The sequence below is a fragment of the Pseudoalteromonas sp. MMG005 genome, from assembly GCF_018101015.1.
Lineage (GTDB): Bacteria > Pseudomonadota > Gammaproteobacteria > Enterobacterales > Alteromonadaceae > Pseudoalteromonas > Pseudoalteromonas aurantia.
On record NZ_JAGJEK010000011.1, the window covers coordinates 22265 to 37676 of the forward strand.

Annotated in this window: 15 protein-coding genes; 8 read left to right on the forward strand and 7 right to left on the reverse strand. The window is 39.5% G+C overall.

The window, feature by feature from the left end; translation table 11 throughout:
- The first annotated feature begins 154 nt into the window (after positions 1-154).
- Positions 155-1216 (forward strand): outer membrane protein assembly factor BamC, encoded by a 1062-nt coding sequence (gene bamC / locus J8M01_RS10020; RefSeq protein WP_211057884.1) that lies wholly within the window; start codon positions 155-157, stop codon positions 1214-1216.
- Between the two features lie 64 nt (positions 1217-1280).
- Positions 1281-2654 carry a YjiH family protein gene (locus J8M01_RS10025; RefSeq protein ID WP_211057885.1) on the forward strand — a complete coding sequence of 458 codons (1374 nt, stop codon included), beginning with the start codon at positions 1281-1283 and terminating at the stop codon, positions 2652-2654.
- Between the two features lie 24 nt (positions 2655-2678).
- On the opposite strand, the gene J8M01_RS10030 is transcribed toward J8M01_RS10025, so the two are convergent.
- Positions 2679-2840, reverse strand: a complete 162-nt coding sequence (locus J8M01_RS10030; RefSeq protein WP_192506909.1) for a DUF2897 family protein — start codon at positions 2838-2840, stop codon at positions 2679-2681.
- Between the two features lie 216 nt (positions 2841-3056).
- On the opposite strand from J8M01_RS10030, the gene J8M01_RS10035 reads away from it, so the two are divergent.
- Entirely contained in the window at positions 3057-4385 is a 1329-nt protein-coding gene (locus tag J8M01_RS10035; protein WP_211057886.1) for an ankyrin repeat domain-containing protein, read from the forward strand.
- A gap of 50 nt (positions 4386-4435) precedes the next feature.
- Here J8M01_RS10035 and J8M01_RS10040 read toward each other — a convergent pair whose 3' ends face one another.
- The 5 genes from J8M01_RS10040 to J8M01_RS10060 are packed head-to-tail and all read right to left on the reverse strand — an operon-like array spanning position 4436 to position 7936.
- Positions 4436-4873: a DUF2069 domain-containing protein gene (locus J8M01_RS10040; RefSeq protein ID WP_192506911.1), complete on the reverse strand. Its 438-nt coding sequence runs from the start codon at positions 4871-4873 to the stop codon at positions 4436-4438.
- Positions 4870-5421, reverse strand: coding sequence for an NAD(P)H:quinone oxidoreductase (gene wrbA, locus J8M01_RS10045; protein WP_192506912.1), 552 nt, complete (start codon positions 5419-5421; stop codon positions 4870-4872). The genes J8M01_RS10040 and wrbA overlap by 4 nt, the downstream gene beginning before the upstream one ends.
- A complete protein-coding gene (arsC, locus tag J8M01_RS10050; protein ID WP_192506913.1) occupies positions 5422-5769 on the reverse strand; it encodes an arsenate reductase (glutaredoxin) in 348 nt (115 codons plus the stop codon). It lies immediately after the preceding gene.
- 48 nt (positions 5770-5817) lie between these two features.
- Positions 5818-7269, reverse strand: coding sequence for a M48 family metalloprotease (locus J8M01_RS10055; RefSeq protein ID WP_211057887.1), 1452 nt, complete (start codon positions 7267-7269; stop codon positions 5818-5820).
- A 1-nt stretch (position 7270) separates the two neighbouring features.
- On the reverse strand, positions 7271-7936 hold the full coding sequence (locus tag J8M01_RS10060; RefSeq protein WP_211047818.1) for a hypothetical protein: 666 nt from the start codon (positions 7934-7936) through the stop codon (positions 7271-7273).
- 157 nt (positions 7937-8093) lie between these two features.
- Between J8M01_RS10060 and J8M01_RS10065 the strand changes: the two genes are divergently transcribed.
- A complete protein-coding gene (locus J8M01_RS10065) occupies positions 8094-8315 on the forward strand; it encodes a hypothetical protein (RefSeq protein ID WP_192506916.1) in 222 nt (73 codons plus the stop codon).
- The gene (locus J8M01_RS10070; RefSeq protein ID WP_192506917.1) at positions 8308-9390 is read left to right on the forward strand and encodes an AI-2E family transporter; all 1083 of its coding nucleotides are present in this window, start codon (positions 8308-8310) and stop codon (positions 9388-9390) included. The genes J8M01_RS10065 and J8M01_RS10070 overlap by 8 nt, the downstream gene beginning before the upstream one ends.
- A gap of 202 nt (positions 9391-9592) precedes the next feature.
- Here J8M01_RS10070 and J8M01_RS10075 read toward each other — a convergent pair whose 3' ends face one another.
- A complete protein-coding gene (locus J8M01_RS10075; protein ID WP_192506918.1) occupies positions 9593-10633 on the reverse strand; it encodes a LacI family DNA-binding transcriptional regulator in 1041 nt (346 codons plus the stop codon).
- A gap of 297 nt (positions 10634-10930) precedes the next feature.
- Here J8M01_RS10075 and pgi point away from each other — a divergent pair, with 297 nt between their 5' ends.
- From pgi to pgl, 3 genes are all read left to right on the forward strand, one after another.
- Positions 10931-12571 (forward strand): glucose-6-phosphate isomerase, encoded by a 1641-nt coding sequence (gene pgi / locus J8M01_RS10080; RefSeq protein WP_211057888.1) that lies wholly within the window; start codon positions 10931-10933, stop codon positions 12569-12571.
- A 319-nt stretch (positions 12572-12890) separates the two neighbouring features.
- Positions 12891-14363, forward strand: coding sequence for a glucose-6-phosphate dehydrogenase (gene zwf / locus J8M01_RS10085; protein WP_211057889.1), 1473 nt, complete (start codon positions 12891-12893; stop codon positions 14361-14363).
- The gene (gene pgl / locus J8M01_RS10090; protein ID WP_211047822.1) at positions 14363-15070 is read left to right on the forward strand and encodes a 6-phosphogluconolactonase; all 708 of its coding nucleotides are present in this window, start codon (positions 14363-14365) and stop codon (positions 15068-15070) included. The genes zwf and pgl overlap by 1 nt, the downstream gene beginning before the upstream one ends.
- Positions 15071-15412 lie beyond the last annotated feature (342 nt).

Consider the following 15412-nt stretch of genomic DNA (forward strand, 5'->3'; position numbering starts at 1 on the left):
TGTCGTTTTTGCGTTTGCAACTAGTGAAGCGCTTTTATTTATGTTTTATCTGTTTAATTAAGACATAATTTTATATTTTACAGTGAACCAAATCAGCATTCCCCACTCATAGTATTGAATTAAAAAATAAAGGGTTTGCTAAGGAGAATAATCAGTGCAGTATTGGATCCCAAAAGCGTTGACAGTTGGCGTGGTTCTTGGTTTATCTGGGTGTAGTGTATTTATAAACGATGCGCACAATAAGCGAAATTATCGTGTTAGCGAGGCCGTTAAAGTTCCGGCGCAATTAGAGCAGCCGTTTCAAGATGATACGTATAAAATGGACGTAGCTCAGTTCAAAAATGATCCCGAGGCTAAGAGTTTCCGTCCTCCTCAGCAAGTATTGACGCTCGCTGCGGGAAGCTGGGTAGAGGAAAATGAAACTGTTGCACGTGTTTATTTTGATAAAAATGATGGAATTGAAGATTTAAATCAGTTTATTTGGCGTTCAGTCGATAACGTCGTAGCAAGTCACCAAAGTCGTATTATCTCAGACCAACGCAATGATGGTGTTGTTGAATTAGATTGGTATTCGTTGATAAAGCCAACAGAAGGTTGGTTTTGGGAAGATTCAGAGGCTGTTTCAGAGCAACGTATTAAATTTGTGATTGAACGTAAAGAGCATCAGCGAACAGCTTCGTTAAAAGCCGAATTGATAGATTACCGCAGTGACACTCGACCTTTGACAGACCTGTTACAGCAACAATTAGAAGTGAGAGCCCTAAACGAGGTGGTTGCTGAGTTTGATTACTTATATCGTTTGTTAGAAGTTGAATTGAGGAAGCAGCAAGGTATTTTGTCACTGAGAATCGGATTTGATGATGACGGTAATGCGGCATTTATCACCGAGCAAAATCATGAAAAAATAATAGATCGGTTTGCTAACTTTCTAGAGCGCGTGAATTTTACTGTGATCCGTATTGATAGAGATACCGGTGCAGTCTCAGTACGCTATGAGAAACCAGAAGACAGCGTATGGGATTCAATTTGGGGAGATGATGTACTTGAGCTGCCAATTGAGAGCGGGGATTATGTGATAACTGTGGCAGCAACTAAAGAAAATAGTACATCGCTGACATGGCGAGATAGTAACGACGAAGTACTAGATGCTAGTACAATGACGTTGCTACAGGAAACACTACTTTCTGTATTGCGTGATAAAGGGTTAACAATTTAATCACCTTATTTTTGAAAAAGAAAAGAGCTTAGGCTCTTTTCTTTGTTTTTGTAGGCAAATTATAATGACAACACACTCTAGCCGCGCAAAGTCGGTAGATTTACGCACTTTATTCGCTTTTATTGTTCCTTCATTAATAGGTGTTTTCTTATTTATGACACCCGTTGCAATTGGGGAGGCAATGACCATACCCATAGCAGTAATGGCCAAGGCTTTGCAAACATTTGTAGCACCATTTATTAGTGAGGTTATTTTAGCCATTATCACAGTTACCGGAGTGATGAGTTTATTGGTGAAGCAGGTTAAGCCTGTGTGGGTGGAAAAGTTACCAATCTTAAAACATCTATTTGATGTCAGTTGGATTTGGCTAATTACGCGTTTACTTGGTATGACCTTTATCATCATGACATTCTTTCAAGTAGGGCCAAGCATCATTCACTCCGAACATACCGGTTCTCTGGTGCTAAATGACTTACTCCCTGTTTTATTCTCCGTGTTTGTACTCGCTGGTTTACTCTTGCCTTTATTGCTCAATTTTGGCTTATTGGAGTTAGTAGGTACTTTATTAACACGTGTGATGCGTCCGTTATTTGGGGTTCCAGGAAGAAGCGCGGTGAATTGTGTTGCATCTTGGCTTGGTGATGGCAGTGTCGGTATTTTGATGACAGCACGACAATATGAAGACAAATACTATACGCAAAGAGAAGCCGCAATTATTGGCACGACCTTCTCAGCGGTGTCTATTACGTTTTGTTTAGTGGTAATTGGACAAGTTAAATTAGAACATCTATTTGCACCATTTTATCTAACGGTGTGCTTAGCAGGTTTCGTTGCGGCAATCATCGTTCCTAGGTTACCTCCACTTCGCTTCAAGCAAGATGTATATATTGATGGCAGTGCTGTTGATACGGATGCAGAAGCTGTACCGGAAGGGAAGACTTTATTGTCACATGCATTAGATGTCGCTTTAACCAAAGCAAAGAAAGCACCTGGCGTCAAAGGGACGATTCAAGAAGGGCTGGTTAATGCTTTGGATATGGTGTTTGCAGTTTTACCAGTCGTAATGGCGGTGGGAACAATGGCATTAATTATTGCTGAACATACGACGATATTCCAGATATTAGGTACTCCGTTTGTACCTTATTTAGAGTTGCTACAAGTTCCTGAAGCAGCGCAGGCTGCGCAAACAATAGTCGTAGGCTTTGCAGATATGTTTATTCCATCAATTCTTGCCGCCAGTAATATTGAAAGTGATGTGACTCGCTTCATTGTTGCAGCGATGAGTGTTACACAGCTTATCTACATGTCAGAGGTGGGAGCATTGTTGTTGGGTAGTAAAATTCCAGTGAACATTTTTGAGCTATTTGCTATTTTTATTTTGAGGACACTTGTGACGTTACCCGTTATTGCAGTGATGGCACATTGGCTGGTGGGTTAGCGTTTTGAAATATGAAAAAAGCGCTTAATCAGCGCTTTTTTTTGTTGTCTCTTTATGTGTCTGTTTTTCTAATTTCTGTTTTACTTCAAATTTAGTTGCATATTTGAGTAAAGCAATATTACTCCAAATTATCCCCAGCACCCCGATAATAATTAAGGTGACTTGCCAAGTTTCTAACTGTTCCATAGTGCTCTCCAGATAGTCAACAGCCTTTATTGTACTGCTCAAAATAGTAAAATGGAATTAAGCACAGTAACCTTGAGTATATTTTTAAAATGTACTGAAAATTGTAGCTTTTACGAAGCAATTTATATATTAACTTGATACTATTCACATCTCGGTCAGGCTTATTATTTTAGGCTAAGGTGTATTATTTTTTTGGATGGAGTGAGTAGTCAATCAATGGAACATGTATTAATCTGGCCAGCACAATATCCATTGTTGTTAAGAGGGCTAGCAGAGCAAAATGGGGCCTTTATTTTAGACGCTTTGGAATCGTGGCCAACTTGCGAAACGTCAATCGATGAACAGGGCGTTGAAGCAACCATATTACCACCTATATTTTATCTGCTGTGGTTAAAGCCATTAGAACCGTTTGAATCATGTTATTTTCAACATATAGACGAATACGATGAGCAACAGCAAGCATATTCTCAACAATTATTCGAGCACCTTGATTCTACTGGTATGACTAGACAGTCGCTTACGGCGACTTTATTAGAAAGGTTGTTAGAGTATAGCGACTTGCAGCTGCAGATTGATAGTGTAGCCAACCCGAGTTTTTTTGAACTGTTATTACATCGGCGCTATTTTCAAGTCATCAAATGGGGAGTGAAGCAAGGTTTAAAAATGGAAGCTGTAGATGTGTGTAACGCATGGGTGCACGAAGATTTACGAGAAGCCATTATTCACGCTTTACCTAATTGTATTATCGATATCTCTGAAACCACAAAGCGCGCTACACAGAACTTATTAAAGGGAGATGAGTATTACTCTTTACTTAAAGAGCTATGTGACGATGAGGAGTTAACAAGTTTATTAGAGCAGGCGTTGTTAGCACACGTGATGCAAGATCAAGCAAAACAATCGGTATTGATCGCATTTATTAGCCAAGGTGCTCAAGGGCACGCAAAAGATGAATTAGGTTGCTCTGCATTTATGTGGGCGATTGAAAAAGGTTTTGTGAATGTGGTGGAGCAATTGTTACCATATCAGGATATTAAATGTATAGATGATATGGGGCAAACGTGTTTGCATTATGCTGTTCGCTCAAATTTACCAAGCATGGTTAAAGTGATATTAAATGCAGGCTGTGACCCACATCAAAGAGATGTGTCAGAGCTTACAGCGTATCGATTAGCAATGAAAAATGGTGCATTAGCGGCGAGAAAAGTGCTTGAGGAGTTTGGTGTTATCGAGCTGTCAGAGCAAGCACAGTATAATAAAATTAAGCAAGTTCATGCCTTATATGCTTTGGCTATTTTACTATTACCATTACAGTTATTCTTTTTTTTCCATGACAACTTAAGTACAAAACAAGAATTTGTATGGGGCTCGGCTCTGTTAGGGGTAAGTGTGTTCGTTTTAGCTAGGGGAATTAGGGGAGGGCCTCTTTATCCTTCTCGGATACATCCTTGGTCACTTAAAGGGCTCAGTGCATTAAGTTGGTTGAGCATTAGTTTACAGGGTATGTTTTCATTGTTGGTGCTTATTACATTGCTCGGTGTCTAACTACATTAGACACCGAGGGTGCTTGTACTACACAATATAAGTGTTTCTAACTACTCTTTAGGTGCTTGGTGGGCTTGTTTCTCGTCCGCTAAGTCTTCTTTTAGCTTCCTGATCTTTAAGCCTAACTCTTGTCCTCTATGCCTTGCATAATATGTGCAGCCAACAAACATTGCGGTTGCCAGTAATAGCTCAAGTAATGCAATAATTCGTTGTTCTGGTGCAATCCATATCATCGTCAAACTATGCATAAAGTAGATCATAACAATAAAATTTGCCCAAGCATATGTGTAAGGCTTATCTTGAATTATGCCTTTTAAAGGCAGTAATAGTGGGAGTATATAGATGGTAAAAATAAACCCTGTACTGTAATTCTCTTTAGGCACAAGTACAAACATCCAAATAGGCATTAATAAAAGTAAGCCGATATACCCAGTTAAGGCTAAGCGTTGATAATTGAGGGTTACTTGGTTTTTTGCAATTTTCTTCATTTAAGTTTACTTGCTATAGTAAATAATCGTTTGCCGACTGATTGGCATATTTTAATTTCCGTATTTGATAACTTTGTTGTGTTATCTGCCCCAGCAACATGTGTTGCACCATATGGCGTGCCTCCTGTTGTGGTATCAATGAGTTCAGGAACGTCATAGGGTACGCCTAATAACATCATCCCATGATGAAGCAAAGGTAATGATAAGTTCAAAAGCGTAGCTTCATTGCCACCATGCATGCTACTTGATGATGAGAATACACAGGCAGGTTTATCTATCAGTTGCCCCTTTAACCAAATGTCACTGGTGGTTTCCCAAAAGAGTTTCGCTTGAGCGGCCATCATCCCAAACCGGGTGGGGGTACCAAAGGCGAGCGCATCACATTCTATAAGGTCTTGTTTCGTTACGACAGTATCGTGTGATAACTTCTTCTCAAAAGTTCTCAGTTTCACAGATGCGCCTAAATATTCAAGCGTGTCACTAATTTCATGGGCCATGTTTGCAACTGACCCGTGACTTGAATGATACAAGACAACAATATTTACCATTTATAGTATTGCCAATACAGACTCAGGAGGTCTACCGATTGCGGCTTGATTATTACTTACAACGATAGGGCGCTCTATCAGCTTTGGGTTGTCAATCATCGCATTTTTAAGTGTACTTTCAGGTGTTTCAGGTGTTAATGCAAGTTCTTTGTAAAGCGCTTCTTTGTTACGCACAAGCTGATGTGCAGAACGATAACTGAGTTGTGTAAGTAGCGTCTCTAATTGTTCTAAGTTGATTGGTGTTTTTAAATATTCGACAATTGTAGGTGTTACGCCTTGCGTTTCTAAAAGGGCCAATGTCTCACGAGACTTTGAACAACGAGGGTTATGGTAGATGGTGACAGACATAATAACTCCGAATAAGTTTTGTATATTTTACTGTATCTATGTGGATTCTTAAAGCTTTGCTAGCTCTTTTTGCATTTGCCTATATTGACTTAAAAGAGCTTTGAGGCGACTTGCTTTAACGGTTTCTTGCTTTTTAACATTGTTCAATGCACGTTGTATTTCATCGGCTGCTTGAATATACGCGCCGTACTGGGCCAGCAAACTTGCTTTAGTTTCGTGATATGCTGATTTATTGTCTTGTTCTTTGTAAACTTTACTCAATAAGTCGATTGCCAGAGAATGTTCCGGTTTATCTAATAAGAATATCTTTAACAATTGAGCGGCTTTATTGTATTGTTTTGCCTCAATAGCGGCATTCGCGAAGTTAAGCGTTATCACTTGATTATTTGGTCTGAACTCATGTTTTTCTTGGAGTAATTTGACGGCTTCAGCTGCTTTTTCTTGCCCTATTAATATATCTGTATAAGCATCTAAGTAGAACAAGTTATCTGGTTCATTACTGAGTAGTTTTAAGATAATATTTTCAGCTAAAAGATACTTGTCCTGATCGAGTAGTGATAGTGCTAGCCCATACTGGAGTGCTCGGTTATCTAGCTTTGAGGAGTGCTTGAGTTCACGTTCAAAAAAGGCTTGGGCGTCTTCGCTTTTATACTGATTCCTGGCAAGTACACGGCTTTTTGCTAACTGAAACTTAGTGCTTTCCATAAGTCTAACGGGACTGTATTGCTGTGCTCTTAGCCTCACATCGGATATACGTGAATCTGGTAATGGGTGGGTTAACAAAAACACTGGAGGCTTGTTTTTAAAACGAGTTTGCGCGGCAAGTTTACTTAAAAACTCAGCCGATTGAGTTGCATCAAAGCCAGCCGCATGAAGAGTTTGCATACCAAATCTATCTGCTTCTTGCTCGGCTTTTCGGCTATGCGTCAGTTGACTAAGTGCTGCTTGAGTTGAATTTGCCGCGATAATAGCCATACCTGCATCTGGCGCAACGACAGTGGCTAAAACTCCCGCAATCATACCTGCAATTGTTAAAGCACTATTGTCCTGTGCTTTTTGTATTCTTCGTGCAAGATGGCGTTGTGTTACATGGGCAATTTCATGGCCTAAAACGGATGCAAATTGACTTTCATTGTCTGATTGCGCAATCAGACCAGAATGAACACCGACGTGCCCCCCGTAAAATGCAAAGGCGTTAATTGCGGGGTTATTGATCCAGAAGAAAGTAAAAGGGAATCGCACGTCATTGGCATTCGCAACTAACCGATTTCCAAGTGATGTTAAGTATTCGTCTAAAACAGGGTCTTGCAATAATGGAGAACCTGAACGAATTTGCATCATCATTACATTACCAAGCGCTTGTTCTTTTTCGATAGGCAACGCTTGCAGTGCTGAAGTGCCTAAATCAGGCAGCTTAAATGGACTTTGTGCAGCTGCTTGGCAACTCGATATCAACAACCCAGCACCTATTATATACCTTAGAAGTGTGTTAAATGTCATACTAGTCCTTCTTTATATCGTCACCAAGCATCAGTTTTGCGAGATCTATTTCATCACTGCATGCTCGGCTGTCTTTTTCGCAGAGCTGGTAAAAATCTTTTATTGAGACACCATCAACAGTTTTGACGTTCAATTCTTTTTTTAAAAAAGTAATTATCTTATGAACTACTTTATGAGCGTGTAAGATAATTGCTTTATCTGCTATATCACCTCGCTCGAAGTAAAACCCAATAAATTTATGGAGTTGATTTATACGAATAAGGTTTTTCATTGTATGGGGGTCCCAAATCTGAAACTCCATAAATCGGTTATCTTTGATATAATTATCGACTTTCATATCTTTCGCATAAGGGTATGCCCAAAGTTCAAATCCTCTGTCAGTAAACGCTTGATGCAATGCAATCCGAGGTTTTTCATGAGTGTGTATGATCCCATTATCATCTTCATAGCCATCTAATAGCGCGAGGTTCCAATTGCGTTTGTCTAATAGTTGCTTTACAGCATTATCAAAGCCATGCTGTAGAATCCCTTCACTCTCGCTGACTGAAGATGCGACAAGGTGGTAAAACGGAGGAAGTTCGCCCCAATTAATTTGTTTTTTATACCAATTAATTTCTTTTAACGTTGGGTTATCGGGTAGTTGGGCTTTACCGCTGGGTTTAGGCATAAAAAAACCTTACAAATTCTACTTATATCTATAAGGATAAACCATTGCGGTGTACCAAGCTATAGAACTAACCTTTTTAGTTTGTACATCACAGTGTTACACTAATTGTCTGTTATTTGATACAGGCTTCATAGAAAATTGCTGAGAGTCCACGTATATGCTAGACATTGACCTATCAGAGTTTAAGTGTCCACAGTTTTTTGTGCAATTTAAATGGCACTTGTTACAGGCTGACAAAGCTGAAGGTACAATCCGGTTTCATCATTTAGGCGAACAAGATATTAGTGATATTGTGCGATATTTAACACTACATAACTATCATTATTATAGTCAGGTTACCTCCCAACCTTTCATTGAGGTGAGTATTAAACATGTTTGAAATAGTAAAACAGTGGTATCAAAACAAATTTTCAGATCCACATTCAGTAACACTGTTACTGATGCTTATTACATTAGCAATGCTACTTTACTTCTTTGGTCCGTTTGTTGTACCTGTACTTGTAGCCTTAGTGATCGCGTATTTGCTAGATTGGCCAACTGCGCATGTTCAAGCGGTAGTTCATAATAGGGTACTGGCGACAACTCTAATCATGTTATTGTTTGTTGGAGTGGTACTTGCCTTGTTGCTGGGTATTGTTCCTGTGCTGTGGCAGCAACTGAGCAACCTATTACAAGAAAGCCCGCACATGATTGAAAAGGGCAAGTATTTTTTACTTCATTTGCCAGATGACTACCCCAACTTGATAACAACTCAACAAGTGCAGTCGTTTGTAACGACATTTGAGTCTAAAGTTATTGAACTAGGGCAAGTCGTTGTATCTGCATCATTGACATCTTTAAAGGACGTCGTAGCCTGGCTAATTTATTTAGTCCTTGTACCATTATTAGTATTTTTCATGCTGAAAGATAAAGTCACGTTAACAGATGGTATTGCTCGCTTGGTCCCGAAAGATAGACGTTTGATCATTCAGGTTTGGCATGAAATGGATCACCAAATCATGAACTATATCCGTGGGAAAGTATTCGAGATCATCATTATTGGTAGTACTACATTTATTGCTTTTTATATTTTAGATTTACGTTATGCAGCATTGCTTGGTGCGCTTGTTGGTTTATCAGTATTAATTCCATTTATTGGTGCGGCACTTGTCACAATTCCAGTTGCGGCGGTTGCTTTATTTCAATTTGGTGTTGATACGCAGTTTTGGACTGTGCTCATTGTCTATGGGGTAATTCAAGCGTTAGACGGCAATGTATTAGTACCACTTTTGTTTTCAGAAGCGGTTGACCTCAACCCAGTATACATTATTGTTGCTGTGCTATTTTTTGGTGGGATATGGGGTTTCTGGGGGGTGTTTTTTGCAATTCCTCTCGCTTCTTTAGTTAAAGCACTGTTCAATGCTTGGTCAACTCAATGGCAAGAACCGGAAAAGCCTTTACTGAAAGAAAGCTAATATAAGTTATTTTTTTGTGAATATCGTAGCAAAAATTAGCTATTATGCGCTTTTCCCCCAATGCTTTGAAGAATAACAAGTACTGGGATGAAAGCCGCTCTGATATTCCTATTAAGCTTCTTAAGCTGACGTGTTTTTGTGAAAAGTATTTAATAAAGGCAGCTAATATAAGTTGCCTTATTAGTAAGCATTGTAGCAAAAGTTAACTATTATCTGCTGCGGCACCAGTACTTTGACGAATAACAAGTGATGGTGTAAAAGTCGTTATGATATCTCTATCTTGTGACCTTGAACCTCGTGTCTTTGTGAAAAGTAACCTTGCTGCATGCTCTGAAATAACATTATTAGCTTGATGTGCAGTGGTTAATTTAGGCCATGTTTGGCGAGAGAAGGGAGAATCTTCGAACCCTGTGATTGAAAGTTGAGCAGGTATGTCTATATTCATTAATCGAGCGGCAAACAATGCACCTGCAGCAACCTCGTCATTCCCACCAAGAATCGCCGTAATATTATTTTGGTTGTTATCTTTGAGTAAACTTTGTGCGCCAAGTACACCAGATTCGAACGAGTAACTTCCTTCATAAATTAGTTGCTCATTATACGCAACATTATGATCTTGTAGTGCTTGACGATAACCAGCCAGGCGCTCTGAGGTCGATTTATGTTCTTTGTCTCCTAATACAAAACCTATTTTTTTATGGCCTAATGAAATAAGGTGCTCTGTTATTTCATGAGACGCGGCGAAATCATCCACAAAAATACAATTGCTACTATTCTCAGTTTCTTGTGCTCGACCCGATAAAAGCCGGACATATTGAATACCAATTTCGTCTAACATATCAATGATCGCTTGTTGCTCCGATAGTGGTGGTGTGAGTACTAAACCAGCTAATCGTGAACGTTTAATCATGGTCACAAATTCTTCTTGCATATTATCGTCAGAGTAGCTGCAAGGATGAATAACCAGTTCATACCCCTCTTCTTTACAGCGTGACAAAACCCCATTTTGCATATCAATTACATAGTAAGCATTGGGGTTGTCATAAACTAAACCAACCGCAAATGATGAAGTACCTGCGAGGTTTCTAGCTGCAATATTGGGCTGATAGTTCAACTCTTTAACCGCATTCATTACAATATCATACGTTTTCTTTCGAACTGACGGTTCTTTATTGATCACACGAGAGACGGTTTTCATTGAAACACCGGCTAACTTAGCGACATCATTTATGGTGACTTTCATTTTGTTGTTCTTTTATTTGAGAGAGCGCAACGAGCTCAAAATTCATTAAATGATAATATTTGTAGCTTAGTCTATCTAATCCAAACATAAAATAGCAGCATAAAGATCATAAATAAATTAATGATACCGGTGTCAAAACATCAAAATTGAGTTATTATCTCCGTAGTAAAATCAAAAAGTAGATGATTGACAGCGTTGTCATTTTAACTTAAGGTTAACTGAACAAGTGTTATTTTACTCGTTGAAATATTGTATTACTTCATTTTTCAATAAGTTATTCGTGTTTAGGGGAATAGTATGAGTTGCCGAAGCAACCTTAGTAGTTGGCAAGCGCTAGAGCAGTCTGCAGCAAATTTAAAACAACAAAAACTAAAAAGCCTGTTTGCTCAGGACGATCAGCGGTTTAATAAATTTTCGTGCCAAATCCCAGGTTTACTTTTTGACTATTCCAAGCAACTGATAGATGAAGATGCTTTTTCTCATTTAATTTCTTTAGTTGAAGAAGTAAATCTAGATGCGTGGCGTAAAAAAATGTTCTGTGGTGAGAAAATAAACTTTACTGAAGATAGAGCGGTTCTTCACACGGCATTGCGTAATCGTTCAGGTTCATCGGTCATGGTTGACGGTGAAGATGTTATGCCTGCGGTTCAAACAGAATTGGATAAAATTAAGCATTTTACTGAGAAAGTGCGCTCGGGTGAATGGACTGGATATACCAGTAAAGCAGTAAAAGACATTGTCGCTATTGGTGTGGGAGGTTCGAACCTAGGTCCGCAAATGGCAACTGAGGCGCTTAAAGCGCATACAGACAATAAGCTAAAAGTGCACTACGTTTCGAATGTAGATGGTGTACAGCTAGCGGATGTACTAAATAAAGTTGACCCAGAAACAAGCTTGTTTGTGATTTCTTCAAAAACGTTCACAACATCAGAAACAATGACTAATGCAAATTCTGCGGTTAAATGGTTTTTAAATAGCGCAAAAAGCGAAGCTGCAATTGAAAAGCATTTTGTTGCTGTCAGTACGAACTTACAAAAAACCCGTGCATTCGGTATTGCTGATGAAAATGTATTTACTATGTGGGACTGGGTCGGTGGCCGGTTTTCTCTGTGGAGTGCCATTGGCTTACCAATATCGTTATATCTCGGTTTTGAGGTGTTTTCTGATATATTAGCTGGTGCCTATGAGATAGACGAGCATTTTAAAAATGCACCGACATCACAAAATATACCCATAATCATGGCACTTTTGAGTGTTTGGAATACCAGCTTTTTGGGGTATAAGGCACAAGCAATATTACCTTATGATCAGGCACTTCATATGTTACCGGCTTATTTACAACAGGGTGAGATGGAGAGCAATGGCAAGTCAGTTGCATTTGACGGACGAACGGTTGAATATACAACAGTACCATTAATTTGGGGAATGACAGGGATCAATGGCCAACACGCATTTTATCAATATCTGCACCAAGGCAATAATATTGTACCGGCAGATTTTATCGCTTCAGTAAAACCACAAAAAGTGGTTGATAAGCATCATGATATTTTGTTATCAAACTTTTTTGCTCAAACTGAAGCAATGATGGCAGGTGTAGATGAGCAACAAGTTCGCAAAGATTTGGCTGAGAAGGGCATCGCTCAAGAAAAAGTAGAGCAACTAATTGCACATAAAATTCATCAAGGAAATAGGCCGACAACCTCTATGATACTTGATACGGTTGATGCAAAGGCAGTTGGGCGATTGATTGCGTTATATGAACATAAAATATTCTGCCAAGGTATCCTGTTAGAAATTTGTTCATTTGATCAATGGGGTGTCGAGCTAGGAAAAGGGTTAGCGTCAGCCATTGAAGCTGAATTGACCCAAGATAATGTGCATCATGAACACGATAGCTCAACAAGTGGTCTAATCGCTTACTATAAGCAACGTCGCTAACTATTGTAACAAATTGGTCTCAATATATGAGGCAACTGAATCACGCAATGTGAAAAGATTACCTTTGAACGGGTAGCGCTGGAGTTCTTAGGGCCTGTATTTTTGTGAGAGGAATTACAGGGCCCCTAAGACTCATTTATCGCAAAATATCCACCTCCAGCTTATTCCTGTTAGAGTACTTTGCAATCGAATTCAATGCTGTATAAAACGGCGGTTTTGGTAGACTGGGCGGTAGCTTAACTGTCAAATATTATAATGAAATATTGCGCGCCTTTTAACATGGTTTGTTTCGACGCGCCTAACCTGTAGAGAGTAAATTATGCTTAATCCTTTTGATATCGTAATTTTTGGTGGTGGGGGTGATTTAGCCTTACGTAAATTATTACCAGCGATGTATCGTGCATATCAAGAAGGGAACCTGCCCGAAGGCTCTCGTATTCTGCCGACTGTTCGAGAAGAAAGTAAACAACAAGAATACATCGAAACGGCACATCAAGCACTTCAATCGTTTTTGGGGGCTGATGAATTTAATGAGAAAGATTGGCTTGCGTTCTCTGAATTTTTAGTACCCGTTGTGGTTAATGTTACTGACATTGATGACAACTGGGATAAGCTAAAAACTACTTTAGATCAAGATGCAGCCGATAAATCTCGCGTTTTTTACTTATCGTTACCACCCGCTGTTTATGGTAAATGCTGTGAGATCTTATCACTGAAGTCTCTTATAACTGAAACGTCTCGCGTTGTTGTGGAAAAACCAATTGGTTACTGTGGCAAGTCTGCGGAAGAGATCAATGGTAAAATTGCGGAGTTTTTTACGGAAGAACAAATTTTCCGTATTGACCATTATCTGGGAAAAGAGACGGTACAGAACTTAATGGCGTTGCGTTTTTCAAATGCATTATTTGAAAACCTCTGGGATGCTAAGTCTATAGATAATATTCAAATTAGCATTTCTGAAACCGTTGGGTTAGAAGCTCGAGCTGGGTTTTATGATAAAGCCGGCGCTTTACGAGATATGGTGCAAAATCATCTATTGCAGTTGTTGTGCCTTGTTGCGATGGAGTCGCCGCATAAGTTAAATGCAAATAGTATTCGTACCGAAAAGCTTAAGGTATTAGAAGCGTTGCGTCCTCTTGTTGGCACAGGCGTTGATGATAACATCATCCGTGGCCAATATGTTCCTGGTGATTTACAAGGGAAGTTAGTTCCTGGGTATTTAGAGGAACTCGGTGAGGGATCTAGTATTACCGAAACTTTTGTGGCTATTCGTGCTCATATTGATAACTGGCGTTGGTCAGGTGTGCCGTTTTATTTAAGAACGGGCAAGCGAATGCATAAACGTTGTGCGGAAATTGTTGTTGAATATAAGCCCGTTTCTCACAATGTGTACGATGACTCTGTCGGTCCAATTCAACCAAATCGCCTTGTGATCCGCCTACAACCCGAAGAAAGCATTCAACTGACTCTGATGTCTAAGCGGTTAGATAATTTGGATATGCAATTAGAGCCAGTTACATTAAACATTGAGCTGAGCGAACAATACAAAAATGGTTTCCACTCAGATGCATATAAACGTCTAATGTTGGATGCGGCAGCAAATAACCCAGCTTTATTTATTCACCGTCATGAAGTAAGGCAAGCGTGGCAATGGATTGACCCAATTGTAGCTCGTTGGCAAGAAAAAGGTGCCCCGGCACTTTATCGCGCAGGTTCATGGGGCCCTGAAGGTGCTGATGAGTTATTACAGGAGAATGGTCATGTGTGGTTTAACGCTGGAGAGAAAATATAATGGCAATAATTAACGAACGTTTATTTGACTCTAAGGCACAAATGACAGAAGCATTAGCCGCTTTGTTAGAACATGGTATTGATGGTGGTATTCAACGTGATGGCAATGCGTTGGTGATGGTTTCAGGAGGGTCTTCCCCAGCACCTGCTTATAAGCATTTATCTAACTTACCATTAGAGTGGCAAAAAATCTCAATTGCAATGGTAGACGAGCGTTGGGTTGATGCCAATCATGACAAGTCAAATGAAGCTTTCATTCATGAGACTTTACTACAAAATAAAGCTTCAGGTGCGGCGTTTATTACTATGAAAAACTCTGCTCAGTCTGCGAGTATCGGGCAAGTAGAGTGCGAGCAAGCTTATCAGGCATTAAAGGTTCCAGATGTTACTATTTTAGGTATGGGCCCAGATGGTCACACGGCATCATTGTTCCCGAATTCACAAGGTTTGCCGCATGCTCTGCAAACGACAGAGATTGTTTGTGCAATCGACGCGATTGAAAGTGAAGTGACAGGCAGTATTACCGAGCGGATGAGTTTGACCTTATTCGGTATTGCGCGATCGCGAGAGGTTGTACTGTTAATTAGTGGTGACGAAAAGCGAGCGATGTATGAACAGGCAAAAGTGCAGGGTTCCGAACTTGAGATCCCTTTGCGCGCGGTATTAAACCATCCTGATATAAACCTCAGTGTTTTTTGGTGTCCGTAGTAACGATTTTATGTGAGTACACACGTTGTGTGCTCACATTTCGTTTGTTATGTACTTAGCGCCAATTTAAACGCTGAAAGGGCGAGAAGCGATACAATCCCACATAGTTGTACTTACATACCTTTAATCATTAAATCAACACCTTACTTTTCGTTTGGTCTCCCGTTAATCCAAAAAAGCAAATTATCCGAATATTACTTATTGTTGCCTTGTTAGTGAAGATATCATTATGGTTGTTACTTTGAATCGTCTATTATTATATTTTGACGCTATTGATGAATGATCACTGAATATGAATTGGCTGGTATGTACCGTAATTAAAGGAGATAGGCTGAAAAAGTT